Source organism: Klebsiella sp. K47 (assembly GCF_051858335.1).
GTDB classification, from domain to species: Bacteria; Pseudomonadota; Gammaproteobacteria; order Enterobacterales; family Enterobacteriaceae; genus Klebsiella; species Klebsiella pneumoniae.
On sequence record NZ_JBPYUI010000009.1, the window covers coordinates 147,634 to 163,194 of the forward strand.

At 54.8% G+C, this 15,561-nt stretch carries 18 protein-coding genes and 1 pseudogene; 11 read left to right on the top strand and 8 right to left on the bottom strand.

Going from position 1 to position 15,561, the window contains the following annotated elements; all coding sequences use genetic code 11:
* Positions 1-226: 226 nt before the first annotated feature.
* From RRF55_RS11230 to RRF55_RS11250, 5 genes are all read right to left on the bottom strand, one after another.
* Positions 227-526: a DUF1889 family protein gene (locus RRF55_RS11230; protein WP_002916274.1), complete on the bottom strand. Its 300-nt coding sequence runs from the start codon at positions 524-526 to the stop codon at positions 227-229.
* Positions 527-710: 184 nt separating this feature from the next.
* Entirely contained in the window at positions 711-2,264 is a 1,554-nt protein-coding gene (locus RRF55_RS11235; RefSeq protein ID WP_002916277.1) for a peptide MFS transporter, read from the bottom strand.
* Positions 2,265-2,736: 472 nt separating this feature from the next.
* The gene (arsC, locus tag RRF55_RS11240; protein ID WP_016947386.1) at positions 2,737-3,159 is read right to left on the bottom strand and encodes a glutaredoxin-dependent arsenate reductase; all 423 of its coding nucleotides are present in this window, start codon (positions 3,157-3,159) and stop codon (positions 2,737-2,739) included.
* 9 nt (positions 3,160-3,168) lie between these two features.
* The gene (locus RRF55_RS11245) at positions 3,169-4,461 is read right to left on the bottom strand and encodes an arsenic transporter (protein ID WP_016947387.1); all 1,293 of its coding nucleotides are present in this window, start codon (positions 4,459-4,461) and stop codon (positions 3,169-3,171) included.
* A gap of 51 nt (positions 4,462-4,512) precedes the next feature.
* Positions 4,513-4,842 (bottom strand): metalloregulator ArsR/SmtB family transcription factor, encoded by a 330-nt coding sequence (locus RRF55_RS11250; protein WP_002916281.1) that lies wholly within the window; start codon positions 4,840-4,842, stop codon positions 4,513-4,515.
* Positions 4,843-5,060: 218 nt separating this feature from the next.
* Here RRF55_RS11250 and RRF55_RS11255 point away from each other — a divergent pair, with 218 nt between their 5' ends.
* A complete protein-coding gene (locus RRF55_RS11255; RefSeq protein WP_002916282.1) occupies positions 5,061-5,354 on the top strand; it encodes a YciI family protein in 294 nt (97 codons plus the stop codon).
* 30 nt (positions 5,355-5,384) lie between these two features.
* Positions 5,385-5,957, top strand: coding sequence for a DUF1349 domain-containing protein (locus tag RRF55_RS11260; protein WP_032438976.1), 573 nt, complete (start codon positions 5,385-5,387; stop codon positions 5,955-5,957).
* Positions 5,958-5,960: 3 nt separating this feature from the next.
* Here RRF55_RS11260 and RRF55_RS11265 read toward each other — a convergent pair whose 3' ends face one another.
* Both RRF55_RS11265 and RRF55_RS11270 read right to left on the bottom strand, forming a co-directional pair.
* A complete protein-coding gene (locus RRF55_RS11265; RefSeq protein ID WP_004174494.1) occupies positions 5,961-6,236 on the bottom strand; it encodes a hypothetical protein in 276 nt (91 codons plus the stop codon).
* A 171-nt stretch (positions 6,237-6,407) separates the two neighbouring features.
* Positions 6,408-7,307 (bottom strand): LysR family transcriptional regulator, encoded by a 900-nt coding sequence (locus RRF55_RS11270; RefSeq protein WP_032438977.1) that lies wholly within the window; start codon positions 7,305-7,307, stop codon positions 6,408-6,410.
* 138 nt (positions 7,308-7,445) lie between these two features.
* On the opposite strand from RRF55_RS11270, the gene RRF55_RS11275 reads away from it, so the two are divergent.
* Genes RRF55_RS11275 through RRF55_RS11290 form a run of 4 tightly spaced genes read left to right on the top strand, consistent with a single transcriptional unit; the run spans position 7,446 to position 10,196 of the window.
* Positions 7,446-7,754, top strand: a complete 309-nt coding sequence (locus RRF55_RS11275; protein WP_004151785.1) for a superoxide dismutase — start codon at positions 7,446-7,448, stop codon at positions 7,752-7,754.
* A gap of 8 nt (positions 7,755-7,762) precedes the next feature.
* Complete coding sequence (locus tag RRF55_RS11280; protein WP_021462752.1) at positions 7,763-8,320, top strand: NAD(P)H-dependent oxidoreductase; 558 nt, start codon at positions 7,763-7,765, stop codon at positions 8,318-8,320.
* A gap of 20 nt (positions 8,321-8,340) precedes the next feature.
* On the top strand, positions 8,341-9,360 hold the full coding sequence (locus RRF55_RS11285) for an aldo/keto reductase (RefSeq protein WP_002916289.1): 1,020 nt from the start codon (positions 8,341-8,343) through the stop codon (positions 9,358-9,360).
* A gap of 32 nt (positions 9,361-9,392) precedes the next feature.
* Complete coding sequence (locus RRF55_RS11290; RefSeq protein ID WP_002916291.1) at positions 9,393-10,196, top strand: carboxymuconolactone decarboxylase family protein; 804 nt, start codon at positions 9,393-9,395, stop codon at positions 10,194-10,196.
* Positions 10,197-10,559: 363 nt separating this feature from the next.
* On the opposite strand, the gene RRF55_RS11295 is transcribed toward RRF55_RS11290, so the two are convergent.
* Positions 10,560-11,489, bottom strand: coding sequence for a LysR family transcriptional regulator (locus RRF55_RS11295; RefSeq protein WP_023287980.1), 930 nt, complete (start codon positions 11,487-11,489; stop codon positions 10,560-10,562).
* Positions 11,490-11,618: 129 nt separating this feature from the next.
* Here RRF55_RS11295 and RRF55_RS11300 point away from each other — a divergent pair, with 129 nt between their 5' ends.
* From RRF55_RS11300 to RRF55_RS11320, 5 genes and pseudogenes are all read left to right on the top strand, one after another.
* The gene (locus tag RRF55_RS11300; RefSeq protein WP_032415534.1) at positions 11,619-13,007 is read left to right on the top strand and encodes an MFS transporter; all 1,389 of its coding nucleotides are present in this window, start codon (positions 11,619-11,621) and stop codon (positions 13,005-13,007) included.
* A gap of 759 nt (positions 13,008-13,766) precedes the next feature.
* Positions 13,767-14,015, top strand: a complete 249-nt coding sequence (locus RRF55_RS11305; RefSeq protein ID WP_074187330.1) for a helix-turn-helix transcriptional regulator — start codon at positions 13,767-13,769, stop codon at positions 14,013-14,015.
* A gap of 10 nt (positions 14,016-14,025) precedes the next feature.
* A pseudogene (locus RRF55_RS11310) lies at positions 14,026-14,416 on the top strand (anti-repressor protein); the annotation flags it as partial.
* Positions 14,417-14,610: 194 nt separating this feature from the next.
* Complete coding sequence (locus tag RRF55_RS11315; protein WP_009307977.1) at positions 14,611-15,243, top strand: hypothetical protein; 633 nt, start codon at positions 14,611-14,613, stop codon at positions 15,241-15,243.
* A 97-nt stretch (positions 15,244-15,340) separates the two neighbouring features.
* Entirely contained in the window at positions 15,341-15,493 is a 153-nt protein-coding gene (locus RRF55_RS11320) for a hypothetical protein (protein WP_009485387.1), read from the top strand.
* Positions 15,494-15,561: the final 68 nt, after the last annotated feature.

A 15,561-nucleotide genomic window follows, 5' to 3' on the forward strand; every position in this document is an offset into this window, starting at 1 on the left:
AGACAAAGTGCAATCTTCAGCGCTTGCCCGGCGGCGCTGCGCTTGCGCAGGCCTACAGCTAACTGCATAACTGTCTGATATTGGAGTTTTTTGTAGGCCGGGTAAGGCGAAAGCCGCCACCCGGCAGAAAGGCGGGCACAATAACGAAACGGGTTTGTCATCCGCCAGAATGCCTTCCCAATAGGGGAAGGCATTAAGCTGAAGAGGCGGGGTGGATGCGCGGCGATTACACCAGGGCGCGCAGCTCTTCCCGCATATAGGTGGAAAAGAATTCCGGATGCTTAATCACCAGCCGTTCGCCGGCGGCGACCCGTTCAGCCCACTCCGCCACTTTGTCGGTAAACCCAGCGCTCCAGCCCTGCTGTTGGCCGCGCGCAGCGACGTCGGCCGGGGTGGCGGGTACGCCCAGTTCTTTTAAATATTTGAGAATTCCCTTCGCGGTACTTTCATCCATAGACTGTGGTACTGGCTCAGACGTATTCATACCACCGATGAAATCCAATGCTTTATCAATGACTGCTGGCATAGGTGTGTCCTTATATTAACCACATAGTAAACCTGACTACACTATGGACCGGAAAGCGACGTGATTTCAAAGAACACGCTCACGTTATGGGACATCGCGCATTGAGAAAAGGGGATTTTGTTCTGCTGGGGCGGGGATTGGACAAAAAACAAGCCGGCCCCACCGGGCCGGCCTGAGGATCGCGTCAGGCGTTGCTGAGGGATTTTTGCGCGGCGCTGGACCGACTGTTCTCCAGCATCCGGCGGACCGGGACAATCAGCACGGCCAGCACGGCGGCGCAGATCAGCAATGCGATGGAGCAGCGGGCGAAGAGGTCCGGCAGCAACGACAGCTGATCGGCCTTCACATGACCGCCGATCAGGCCCGCCGCCAGGTTACCCAGCGCGCTGGCGCAGAACCACAGCCCCATCATCTGGCCGCGCATTCTCTCCGGCGCCAGCAGAGTCATGGTCGCCAGCCCAATCGGGCTGAGGCACAGTTCACCGAGCGTCAGCATCAGGATGCTGCCCACCAGCCACAGCGGCGACACACCGGCCCCGCCGTTGCTCAGAACGTTCTGCGCCGCCAGCATCATCAGGCCAAAGCCCGCCGCTGCGCACAGGATGCCAATCACGAATTTGGTCATACTGCCCGGACGAACGTTTTTACGCGCCAGCGCAGGCCACGCCCAGCTGAATACCGGCGCGAGGAGAATGATAAACAAGGCGTTAATCGACTGGAACCAGACCGCGGGGATCTCAAAATCGCCGATCATCCGGTTGGTGTAGTCGTTAGCAAACAGGTTGAAGGAGGTCGGTTTCTGTTCAAACGCGGACCAGAAAAAGGCCGCCGAGACCAGCAAAATAAAGCATACCAGCAGGCGCGCCCGCTCTTTACGGTTGAGTCCGGCGAAGACGAACAGCCAGATGAAATAGAGCGCCACGGAGGCGGCAATCACATAGACCAGCACGCTGGCCACCGCCACCGGGTTAATCACGATCGTGCCCAGGCTGATAAGCGTGACCAGCACCGCCACTCCCAGAGCCAGCGCCAGCAGCCACGCTCCAACGCCATTCTTTTTCGCCACCGGGCTGTTCCAGGTGGAATCGAGGCCAACCTCCGCGTCATAGCGCTTCATCGACGGTACGGCAAAGACACGGAAAATGATCAGCGCCACCAGCATCCCGATCCCCCCGATGCCGAAGCCCCAGTGCCAGCCATGCGATTTGATAAGCCAGCCAGAGATCAATGGCGCGATAAACGAGCCGATGTTGATCCCCATGTAAAACAGCGAAAAACCACCGTCGCGGCGCGCGTCGCCCTTTTTATACAGGGTGCCGACCATCACCGAGATACAGGTTTTAAACAACCCGGAACCCAGGACGATAAACATCAGACCGATAAAGAACAGATCGTTGCCCAGCCATGCTGACAGAGCGATCGACAGGTGCCCCAGGGCGATCAGGATAGAGCCGTACCAGACGGCGCGTTGTTGGCCAAGCCAGTTATCCGCCAGCCAGCCGCCAGGCAGCGCGGCCAGATACATACTGCCGGCAAAAATCCCAACGATCGCCGAGGCGTTCTCTCGCGCCAGGCCCATGCCGCCGTCGTACACTGTCGCCGCCATAAACAGGATCAGTAAAGGACGGATGCCGTAAAACGAGAAGCGCTCCCACATTTCAGTGAAAAACAGTGAGCCCAGCGGATAAGGATGGCCGAAAAAGGTACGGCTTTCGTTTTTATTAACAGAGGAATGCATAAATTCTCCAGGTAAGGTGCGCCGCAGCGCAAGTTAACCGTATAAAGCAGGCTGACGATTTATAATTTGTTTGTATTAACATCAAACACGAGCATTTTTAACCATTTGATAACCACGCAATGGTTTTGTCCAGCCCCTTACCTTCCCTTTTTAGATGAAAAGTCGACAAACATCTAGTTTTACAGATTTAATGTTCGCAATAATGCAAACGACGTTGACTTTATATCATTACGCACAAAACGAAATTTTACCCATTAAAAACAAACAGTTAATAATTTATCGAGAGACATAAACCACCGGCGCAGAGGCGGTGTATAACGGCAGGAAAAGTAAGGGAAACAGACTGGATAGTGGAGAAATAGCGCTAATCGAGAATATTGTCAGCAATCCAGGCGCTACATACCTGGAGAGCCTACCATACAGGAGGATTAACACGGCATGCCGGCTGCTACAGCCGGCGCCATTCTGCGCGCTATTTCACACGCTGCCCTGCGGCATCAATGACTGGCTCACCGTCCTCCTTCACGAATGCGCCTTTTTGCGGCGCCGTCAGGATCTCCAGCACCACCTCTGACGGGCGGCAGAGTCGGGTGCCCTGCGGCGTCGTTACGATCGGACGGTTAATCAGGATCGGATGCTGAAGCATAAAGTCGATTATCTGGTCGTCAGTAAACCGGTCTTCCGCCAGGCCCAGCGCGTCGTAGGGTTCGACGTTTTTCCGCAGCAGCGCGCGCACCGGGATCCCCATCGCGGCGAGCAGCTGGCGCAGCTCATCACCCGACGGCGGCGTCTCCAGATAATAGATAATGGTGGGCTCGGCGCCGCTGTTACGGATCAGCGCCAGCGTATTACGCGAGGTGCCGCAGTCAGGGTTATGGTAAATGGTGATGCTCATAGTACGTTCTCATGGCTGGTTGAAGGAGAGACGCAGCGCCAGCGCGGCCAGCGTCACAAGCAGCACCGGCAGGGTCATGGTGATGCCGCAGCGGAAATAATACCCCCAACCGATGGTGATGTGCTTCTGCGCCAGCACATGCAGCCACAGCAGCGTGGCCAGGCTACCAATTGGCGTGATCTTGGGCCCCAGATCGCAGCCGATGACGTTGGCATAAATCATGGCCTCTTTGATCGTCCCTGTTGCCGCGCTGCCATCAATCGACAGGGCGCCGACCAGTACGCTGGGCATATTATTCATTATTGAAGAGAGGAAGGCCGACAGGATACCGGTGCCCAGCGTCGCGGCCCAGAGCCCGCGCTCCGCCAGCATGTTCAGCACCGTGGTCAGATAATCCGTTAACCCGGCGTTTCGCAGACCATACACCACCAGATACATTCCCAGCGAGAAGATCACTATCTGCCACGGGGCGCCGCGCAGCACCTTGCCGGTGTTAATTACCCGCCCGCGCTTCGCGACAGCAAACAGGATCCCGGCGCCGAGCGCCGCGATGGCGCTGACCGGGATCCCCAGCGGTTCAAGGGCGAAAAAGCCAGCCAGCAACAGCAGCAGCACGCCCCAGCCGGTGCGGAACGTCGCTGGATCTTTTATCGCCGTGGCCGGCGCTTTTAGTAACGCCATATCCCAGGCCGGCGGGATATCCTTGCGAAAGAACAGGTGCAGCATCGCCAGGGTGGTGAGGATCGCCGCGAGATCGACCGGCACCATCACCGAAGCGTACTCCCTGAAGCCGATGGCAAAGAAATCTGCCGAAACGATATTCACCAGATTCGACACCACCAGCGGCAGGCTGGCGGTATCGGCAATAAATCCGGCGGCCATGACAAAGGCCAGCATCGTTCCCTTGCTGAACCCCAGCGCTCGCAGCATGGCAATCACGATTGGCGTGAGGATCAGCGCCGCCCCATCGTTGGCAAACAGCGCCGCCACAGCCGCGCCGAGCAGGATAATCCAGGTAAACAGCAGACGACCCCGGCCTCTTCCCCAGCGGGAAACGTGCAGCGCGGCCCATTCGAAAAAGCCAGACTCATCAAGCAGCAGGCTGATAATGATAACGGCGATAAAGGTGGCGGTCGCATTCCAGACGATATGCCATACCACCGGGATATCGGCTACCTGTACGCCACCGGTGGCCAGCGCCAGCGCCGCGCCAAATGCCGCGCTCCAGCCGATCCCTAACCCCCGCGGCTGCCAGATCACCAGTACCAGGGTCAGGATAAAAATCGTACCTGCCAGCAACATCGTTCCTCCGCCAATCACATTCGAAAAATCATATATGTTAAGATAAATTTTTTACCGGCAACCCGGCCCGCCAGCCAGTCTGCTGATCATCAGCCGCACATCCTCCTGCTGACTGAGCCAGGCCTGCTCAATCACCTGCGCCGCCCAGGCCGGCATCTGCGGAGAGAGGCGGTAATGGACCCACTTACCCTGTTTACGATCCAGCAGCAATCCGCTCTCACGGAGCATCGCCAGATGGCGGGAGATCTTGGGCTGGGACTGGGCGAGCGCCGTACAGAGATCGCACACGCACAGCTCTCCACGCGCCTTGAGCAGCAATACGATCCCCAGCCGAGTTTCATCGGCGAGGTTTTTGAACAGTTGCAGGGGCAATAAAGACATGATTTCTCCTCAAGCGTGACGGACAGCATACGGGGCCACAAAGAAAGATCAATATACATGCGAAAAAACGTATATATTAATTCACGTCTGCGATGAGCATCCGGGATGTTGCGCCCCGCCATCCCTGCTAAATAGCACGGAAAAATGCCGCGTTTTCTTTTATCCATCATCGAAATATGTCAGGCTGGAGATCCCATTGGATTGCCAGGGCTTTCAGGATGAGTACGATTTATGTGGTTGTTTTAACGTATATAAAACCGCTCGAAGAGGTTGACCGTGCGATCCCCGCCCACATCGAATGGCTCAAAAAAGGCTATGCCGACGGCCTCTTTCTCGCCTCCGGCCGCCGTATTCCCCGCACCGGCGGCGTCATTCTGGCAAAATGCGATAGCCGGGAAACTCTGCAAGCGCGTCTGAGCCAGGATCCCTTCCAGCAGCTGGGTCTCGCCCGTACAGAGATTATTCCCTTTGAGGCCAGCATGGCGTCACCCGCGCTGCAGTCGCTGTTATAACCCTGTCTGAAAGCATATCCCGGAGGAAAAATGCAGCCGTACTTTCACTGGATCAATGAACCTGCCGAGTGGCGCCGCGATTCCGACGGCCTGACGGTGGTCACTAATAAGCATACCGACTTCTGGCGCCATACCTGGTATGGCTTCGAGCGCTTCTCTGGCCATCTCTATGCCGCAGAAGTGGCGGGCGATTTTACCCTGCAGGCAAAAATCTGTGCGGATTTCACCACGCTTTACGACCAGGCCGGGCTGATGATGATGGCCGACGAGCAGACCTGGCTGAAGGCGGGAATTGAGTTTAATGACGATGCCCCGGCCATCGGCAGCGTACTGACGCTAACCCACTCCGACTGGGCCACCGGGCTTTTCCCCGGCGACCCGCGCACCTTCTGGCTGCGGCTGACCCGCAAGGGCGACGCGTTAAGGCTGCAGTATTCAACCGACGGCGAGCGCTGGCCGCTGCTGCGGCTCGGCTACTTTCCGCCAGGCCCGGTGAAAGCGGGCGTCATGTGCTGCTCACCGGAGCGCGCGGGACTGGCGGTTGCGTTTCAGGATATTCAGCTTTCCCCGCCGCTGGACAAAGCGCTGCACGATCTGAGCTGAACGCTAGCGGGAAGACCCGACTTTCTCTGCATCCTGGGGCCCAGGATTGCAGGGTTCGCTGGTGCCAGGGAGATAAAAATGACCGTGCTTATCGGGATCGGTGCCGCCAGGGCACCCTGCCCGACCCGAGGAATTATCGATATCGCCGCCGTTCGAACCGTTGCCGCCGTCGGCGCCAGCGCTCACCGACTGCCCGTTATGGCCACCGTGAACACCATGCGCAGCACTGGCCGAAAACGCCACCAGCGCGAATATACAGACTATGAAGCGTCTGCCCATTGATACCTCTCCCTTATTGATATTCCCAGCCTATGACGTTGGTGATGGGTTAAGCCGTTGAGCGGCAAAAATCATCGCGATAAAAACCGCTTTATCCGCAAGGAGTATAGGGTTAAGACTGAGGGAAAGACAGGATCTGTGCCTTCAGATATTTCGCACGCAAAATAGCCTTTATTCCGCGGCATGCATTATCAGGAAATCAATCAGGGCTTTCACCCTTTTCGTTCTGCCTGCGTTTTTTGGGTAATAGAGATAAACCGGCGGATAGGTTTTCCAGTAGTCCTCCATCACGGGAATAAACTGCTCACGATCGGGCTGTAATTGCAGGATTGGTTCAAATAAACGGCCAATCCCCAGTCCGTGGCGAATACCGTCGGCCATGACGTCAATATCATTGCTGATTAACTGTCCGGGCATCTCGACGGTGAGCTGCTCGCCGTGGTCATTGAGGATCAGCGGCAGGATGCGGTTGTTGGTAATAAAGCGATAGCCAATCAGCCGGTGATGATGGAGATCGGCAGGCATCGCGGGCACGCCATATTCGGCAAGATAGGCAGAGGAGGCGTATAGCCCTTCACGAAACGGCTTCATTAACGGGCGGGCGACCACGCCGCCTTCGAGAATATCGCCAAAGCGGATCCCAAGGTCGAAACGTTCTTCAATAATATTGACGGTACCGTCATAGACCGATATTTCCAGCTGGATCCCCGGATATTGCTGACAAAATGCCGCCATCGCCGGTTTGAGAATAAGCAGGTAGGCAAAGCGCGAGAGGGTTATTCTCACTGCCCCGGAGGGCTCCTGATTCTGGTCGCGGATGATTTCCAGCGACTTTTCCAGTGTCTCCACCGCCGCGGCGGTCTGCTCCAGCAGCTGTTGCCCGGTTTCCGTCAGCTCGATACGCCGGGTAGTGCGCACAAAAAGGGGGTGGCCAATATGCTCCTCCAGCAGCCTGAGCGCATTGCTGACCGACGGCGGCGTGATTTCGAGCTTGCGCGCGGCGGCCGAGATATTGCCCTCGCGCGCAATGCTCTGAAAGATGCGTATCTGATTATAAAGCGTGTTATTCATAGCATCTCCTTAAGACACCCTCGCCTGATTATTAAGTACAGGCTAAATATTCTTAAGTCAATGACCGCCTAATCTTCCCCCCCTGCGGCTCGTATACTTTTGTCTCTTCCCGCTGATAACGACTTTCCGGAGACAACTATGCGAATTTTATGTCTGGATATCCCTGCCCCCGGCGCGACGCTGGAACACTATGCGCCGCACCTTACCGCAGAAGCCCTGCACGCCTGGGGACTGTACAAGTCAGGCTTTATTCGCGACATCTATTTCCGTCAGGATCGACCCGGCGTCGCTATTTTCCTCGAGTGCGACACCGTGGAAGAGGCGAATAATGTCATGGCCGAATTTCCGCTGGCAAAAGCGGGTCTATTAACCTTCGAGTGTATTCCACTCGGCTCGTTTATTAGCTGGGAAAATCTCTTCTCTGCTGAATTTAAACATCAGGAGTAACGTTGGGAATGGCTCATATTCTTGTCGTTTCCGGGCATCCGGATCTTAACCATTCCATCGCCAACGCCACCATCCTCGATGAGCTGGCGACCGCCCTGCCTGATGCGGAAATCCGTCGTCTGGACTGGCTCTATCCGGACGGCAAATTCAACATCGCCGCTGAGCAGGAAAGCCTGCTGCAGGCGGATGTGATTGTCTGGCAGTTTCCCTTTAGCTGGTATGGGCTGCCCGGGTTAATGAAACAGTGGCTGGACGAGGTATTTGTCCACGGCTTCGCCCATGGCTCAACGGCGAAACTGGGTGGTAAAAAGCTGATCCTCTCCTTCACCACGGGAGCGCCACAGGCGCTCTATACCGCTGACGGTTTCTTTGGCCATGCCATTGAGGAGTATCTCCTTCCCTTCGAGACCACGGCCAGGCTGTGCAATCTTGAGCTGCTGGCGCCGGTTTATACCTGCGGTATTAGCTACGCCGACCGGGATGCCGACAAAATCGCTCAGCAAAAAACGCTTGCCCGGGAACACGCGGCCAGACTGATCGCGCAGCTTAAAACTCTGGTGGAATAACCCAAAGGGAGAAAATAACGATGCAGTATACCCGGCTCGGGAAGAGTGACTTACTGGTCTCCCGTATCTGCATGGGATGTATGGGGTTTGGCGATCCGTCAACGGGTCAGCATCGCTGGACGCTGGACGAAACAGCCAGCCGGGACATCATCCGCCACGCTCTGGAACAGGGCATCAATTTTTACGATACCGCCATCGCCTATCAGAACGGCTCCAGCGAACGGTACGTTGGCCGGGCGCTGCGGGAGATGGCAAAACGCGAGGAGGTGGTGCTGGCCACCAAGTTTCTGCCACGAACCGCTGCCCAGATTGCCGAGGGGATCAGCGGAAAACAGGCGATAGCCCGCTCGCTTGACCAGAGTCTGCGAAACCTCGGGATGGACTACATCGACCTCTACATCTACCACATCTGGGATTACAACACCCCGGTTATCGACGTGCTGGAGGCGCTGCACACCGCAGTGACCGCCGGCAAGGTGCGCGCGATTGGCATTTCCAATTGCTATGCCTGGCAGTTGGCGAAGGTGAACGCCCTTGCCGAACGCGAAGGGCTGACATCCTTTGTTTCTGTGCAGAGCCACTACAACCTGATTATGCGTGAAGATGAACGAGAGCTGTTCGGGCTGTGCGCGGAAGAGGGTATCGCCATGACTCCCTATAGCGCGCTGGCCAGCGGCCGTCTCTCCCGCTTAGAAGGCCACACGCGGCGAGCGGTGGAAGATGATTATGCCCGGGGCAAATACGACGGCACGGCAGAGCAGGACCGGATCATTATTGCCCGCGTCGCCGAACTTGCCGAACGGCATCAGGTCTCCATGACCGAAATTTCGCTGGCCTGGCTGCTGACTAAAGTCACCGCCCCGGTGATCGGCGCCACGCAAAAGCATCATGTTGACGGCGCGGTCAACGCTGTAGCCCTTCAACTGAGCCCGGAAGACATCCGTTATCTGGAAGAAGCCTACCAGCCGCACGTTCTCACAGGCGTGATGGCGCAAAACACGCCGCAAGCCAAAGACCATCATCAGGTGTGGACGCGGTAACCCTCTGTCCTGTTCAGCAGGGAGAATAAAACATGAAAAACGTGATTGCCGCGGCAGCCTTGTCGCTTGTGCTGTCTGATTTTACTTATGCCCACGAACAAAGAGATGAAGCTATGATGAAAATTACCCCTTCCACCCTTGCGGACGCTGATATTCAAGCGGTCTCCCCGGCGCTGGCGCGCTTCGGCCGCGAGGCCATCAGCAACGACCTCTGGCAACGTGACGCCCTGTCCGCCCGCGACCGTAGCATCGTGACCGTAGCGATGCTGATTGCCCGCAACCAGCCAGGCGAGCTGAAGCACTATATTGCCGTTGCGCTCGATAGCGGCGTGACGCCAGCGGAAGTGTCAGAGATCATTACTCACCTCGCCTTCTACGCTGGCTGGCCCAATGCGATGTCAGCCGTCAGCGTCGCTAAAACCATCTTTGAAGCCAGGGGCGTGACGGCAGAGGCCCTGCCCGCCGCCTCGCCAACGCTGCTGCCACTCAATGAACAGGTAGAGAAACAGCGTGCAGACACCGTGGAAAAAAATGTCGGCCCCATTTCGCCTGGCCTGGTTAAATTTACCGCCGACCCGCTGTTTCTCGACCTCTGGCAACGGCCCGCGCTTACGCCCCGCGACAGAAGTCTGGTGACGGTCAGCGCGTTAATCGCCGCCGGACAGAGCGCGCAGATTGGCTACCACCTAAACAGAGCTATGGATAATGGGCTTTCGGCTGAAGAGGCCGGAGAAGTAGTCGCCCAGGCGGCGTTCTACGCGGGATGGCCAAATGCGTTTACCGCCGCCCCGGTGGTCGGTGAGGTATTACGATCGCGCGAGAGCAAAACTGAATAAAAAAGAATAAAGGACAGGGAAGCTGTCCTTTATTTATCGTTAATTGTTAATTTAAAGGTACCACGAGGGCTTTCGATTAGGTCTCGCGGAAAGAACATAAACGGTCTATCGAAGTATGGAGACTTCGATCGTGAGTCTGTTCACATCGCTCATTGAGAAAATTGCCGTTCCGTATGCCGTCATGAGTCTCATCCTTTGAAAGCAGCGATCGCTGTGGCGAGACGGTAGCGCGGACATGTCTATTTGGTCCAGAGATGGACATCTCAATTTAGCTACTACACCGCTACTTCGATTGATGTGTTTTATATTAAATATCAATGAATTGAATTATACATTTAATATAAATTGATGTTATAGCAATCGCTATACAGGCTCCTTAGTCATGACTGACCGGGCCACACCGCATATCGCAAGAATTTGCTCTCTCAGCCAGCGGTGACCGGGGTCGCGTTCCATTCTTGGGTGCCACATCTGCGATACCGTAATACGACGGCTTTTGAACGGCAGCTCGAAAAGGTGTACCTGGTCCGTTACCTGCTGATTGAGTAAATAGAGTGCGGGTATCATGGCGATAAGATCCGATTCCAGCGCCACGGAAAGTGCTGTCGGAAATCCCGGTACGACGCTTGCAATTTTACGTTTTGTCCCCAGTTCGGCCAGCGCATCGTCAACGGATCCGTGCAACGCGCCCTCGGGTGACGCTACCACATGGCCCCAGGCGACATAATCACCCACGCCTATTTCAGCCTGCTTAGCCAGCGGGTGCCCTTTACGGACGACGCCAACAAACCGATCCTCAAACAGTCGTTGCAGCCGTATTTCTGGCCCCATATTACTCTGAACGCCAATCTCCAGATCAACCAGCCCTTCCCGAAGATAGCGCGACGTTTTTTCCGGCTTAGGCGCGAAGCGTATACAGACGTCCGGCGCTGCGTCGGCAACCGCTGCTATAAGCGCAGGCCCAAACGCCACCACAAAACCATCGTTTGCCCTGATGGTAAAAAGACGCGCCAGATTTTGCGCGCTGAACGTTTCAGTTGAGGGCTGTAATACCGCCCTGGCATCGTGCACTGCACGCCTGGCGCGATCCCGGGTCGCTTCGGCCCACGGGGTCAGTACCATGTTACGCCCGGCGCGTACCAGGATCGGGTCTCCTGTGACATCGCGTAACCTGCTTAATGTCCGGCTCATGGCCGAAGTGCTGAGGTTCAGACGACGAGCCGCACCTGCGACACTCGCTTCACTCAGCAATACGTCGAGAGCTAACAGCAAATTAAAATCGGGATCAGACATTACCCTTCCTCCCAGCACATTAAGATAAGGCGTTTGATGCAACAATAAAGTGAAAATAGTGCGCCTTCCGCCTGGTAAAAGCCATCTTTATAGTTTTGTCATCCATACACTCTTCTCAGAGGACAAATGATGACGCTCTTTTCCAGTCAACCCGGCGACGAAGGACTGCCTGGCCCGGCGCGCGCACGGGTGATGGCCGCAATAATGACCACCACCTTAATGGGCGTGTTTGATGGCACCATGATCAACATTGCCCTGCCCTCCATGGCTCAGGAGATGCAGGTACCTGCCAGTATTGCCGTCTGGTTCGCCAACGGGTATCTGCTGGCGGCTGCGATGACGCTGGCGATATTCGCGGCGCTTGCGGCCCGTCTGGGTTATCGCCCCGTATTTCTGGCGGGCCTGACGACCTTTACCCTGACATCACTGGGTTGTGCGCTGGCGAATAAGCCCGAAGTGCTTATCGGTATGCGCGTGCTTCAGGGGATCGGCGGCGCGGCGACGCTGAGTATTGCCCCCGCAATACTCAGGTCCGTATTTCCCGGACGCTTACTTGGCCGCATTCTGGGGTTCCATGCCCTGCTCATTGCCTCGAGCTCCGCTATCGGCCCGGTATTGGGCGGTACGATCCTTCACACCCTTAGCTGGCAATGGCTGTTTGCGATAAACGTTCTTCCCGGCACCCTCGCCTTACTGCTGGCGCTCAGAGCGCTGCCGCGGGATGCGATCCGTATGCAGGCGCCCTTCGACACCGTGGGCGCCATATTGTCGGCGCTGCTGTTGGGTTCGACGATCATGGCGGCGAACAGCCTACAGAACGCTACTTCTCAATTCGGCAGCCTTTGCTGGATGGCTCTCGCTGCGCTGAGCGGCATGGCTTTTATCTGGCAAATCCGCCGCACGGGTTCTCCCTTACTGCCGCCGAGCATGTTTAAAAATGAACGTTTTACCCTCGCGGCCTTCACGTCGATGGTTGCTTTCGTCAGCCAGGGGATCACCTTTATTGCGCTACCCTTCCTGTTTCAGAGCGAATACGGCTACAGTCCGGTAGTGTCTGCCCTGCTGTTTACGCCGTGGCCATTAGGGATCGTGCTGATTGCGCCGCATGCAGGCCGTTGGGCGGACACGATATCAGCCCCGGCGATATCCACCCTGGGGCTGGTGATATTTGTCGTCGGTTTGATCCTGCTGGCGACGTTACCCGCCAGACCTTCAATGTGGGATATCTGCCTGCGAAGTCTGGTATGCGGAATAGGGTTTGGCTGCTTTCAGAGTCCCAATAACCGGGAAATGCTCTCAAACGTTATTCGTGAGCACGCGAGTTATGCGTCCGGTGTTTTATCCATTATGCGCACTTTCGGGCAGTGCCTGGGAGCCGCCGCCGTAGCCGTTCTGCTGGCAGCAGATGAAAGGTCAATTCATGTTGCGCTGTGGAGCGCCGCCGCGGCCTCTGCGGTATCGGTCGTCGTCAGCGCGAGCCGGTTGCGTAAAATCGCTCATCCTGCGGAAACAGGATAAGCGCGAAAATATCACTAAACGCTACGACTCCAGCGCCAGCAGCGCAAAACGCCGATCCCGCAACCAAAGTGGAGTCCTCCGTCGGAGTTCAATAGACTAACAGAATGCTATAATCGCTGATTTATCAAGGGAAAATTGAGTTAGGTAGACTTCAGGAGACTTGAATTTGGAGCGGCGAAGGGAGTAGAACCAACAGGTGAAAAGCCTTACGTATAGGCAATCCAAATGTTTATAAAATTAATTCTATACACATTTCTATACACATTCGGTCCTCGCTAGGGTGAAGCCGCATTCAGTTATGGCCGGTGGCTATCCGTCAGAAGGCTGATCGCTATAGGTTGCCAAGTAATCACCCGGACATAAGAATACCCACAACCCAAAATCGTGCACAAATTTATGCCCGGAAAATTTCTCTATATACATGCAAAATGTGTTGGTTCGGTTGGTTCAGTTGTCTCAAAACGTAAAGACCTTTGTTTTGTTTGATTATTTCTCAGAAAATTGAACCAACAGCACCCTGTTTTGAACCAACATTTGGCGGATTGAACCAACATTTGCGATGTTTCAAACGCCAAAATCATACGTCCTGCCACTAATCAATGATTCTCTTACGCCACTCTTTGGTCATTGGACAACAAGTGGATGATATCTGGACGTTTGAATCTACATCGGCACATAACCAGGAGTAATCCTCTGCATTTCTGATACGACACTTGCTAAAAACCCCACCATTTTTAATACATACGGTTGAATTAATTAATGAAAAAAGCTTTTGGTAGGAAAGAGTTGTTGCTGGTGGTGCCGTTATCGATGAGTACTATCGACCGCCTTGAACATAAAGGTCGGTTCCCAAAACGCTTTTATATTACAGACGGACGCTGTGCCTGGGATGGAGATGAGGTCGAACAGTGGCTTGACGAAAGAAAGGCCGCAAACACTGGTATTTTTGGTGGAAAAAAGCCACCTGTTAACAAGAGAGTTTCTCGCCCGGTAAGTAAGGCAACGTGATACAATTGGAGAAGTCCTACCTCAGATCCTCAAGACTGGCCGCTACGTTCGGGAAGAAATTTCCCAGGCCGATCGATAAAGCCCGCATGCTGGCGCAGGAGATGACCAGCAGCATGTTGCCGGCGATCATGGATGCATTGCAGGTCGAGCAGAAGCACTACACCTTCCCTCTTAACCGACGCTATCAGGATCACATCCATTCAACTGATGGTCTGCGTGAACTGGCGAAAAGCTCAATGGTGATGAAGCTGCTCCGCGAACTCGATGCTGACGGGCATGATGTGTCCGGCGCCGCCGCAGAGGTCACGGCCATGCTCAGCTACATTGTTGGTATCGGCGCCGTACTGCGCGATATAGAGACGCACGCTCAGTACGTGATGGCTAAGGCTAAGGGTTACTGAGGCTGCTGGCGCAGGGAAGCGCCTTAAAAAGCATGATACGTAACCTATTCATATCTATTGATATCGCGTTTTTATTGCTCTGCTCGTCTTGCAACCAACAATACCTGTGAGTATATTTAGCCCAAAGGTATTCAACCTTTTGTTGAGCACCTTTTAGATGCCTGATACGTCCGACACACAACATGGAGGACGAAATGAACCTGAACACGATAAGAAAAGCGATGCCATACATAATCCCTGAAGCAGATTTCGACAGAAAACTGAACATGTCGGAGAGAAATGTTACTCACACCGAAGACTACATTGCAAAAGGTGTGAATGACTTTACTCTGCCAGGGTTTACTACGCCATATGGTTATCGCCTTGTTAAGTCGATCAGAGATGACCATTACAGGCTGATCACAGACAGCGAAAATCCTGAGACAGTCTACGCGGTAAAACTGATTTTCCGCGAAGACATCGTTGAAACCAGAAAAAGTTGTACTCAGATTTTAGTCTGGCGTACGCCTAACGTGATTCATGACCGAGCTGTACATGGACTGCCTCAGATCTTCTTCGCGTTCTTCCTTGAACACTATGCGATAGTGGTATCTGACGAGCAGCAAACGTTAGATGGCAGAAGATTCTGGGAACGAATGATCTCATGGGCTATAACCACTAATGGTTATCATGTATACGTTTCTGATGGGACTGAAATGGATCGCCCATTAACGTTTATGACATCATGGGATGATTTCTATAGCGTATGGGCTGACTTCTGCTGGGGTAATGACCAAGATATTCATACCCACCGCCTTCTGGTAATTAGCAAAGAAAAACTACATTAACTTAAAGCCCGCCCAGCGGGCTTTTTAATGGATGAAATCTGAGCACAGCGCTACAATCATAAAGCCACGTTCAGTGGTCTACACATGGTAAGTGAAAATGAAAAAAGCATTCGCAGTGCTGTTTGTTCTGTTGTCTCTGGGTTCAGCTACACAAGCTTTCGCTGGTAACTGCCAGCATCCTGATGATACTGCAGCTGATGGCTCACGCTGTGGCGGCCGTTCTGCTGACTCCCGCCCCGGCGGTCAGTGATAATTAAGGCCGCCGCAGCGGCTTTCGTGACATGTCACACTACTGAACTAGTAATCATTTTTACAAGA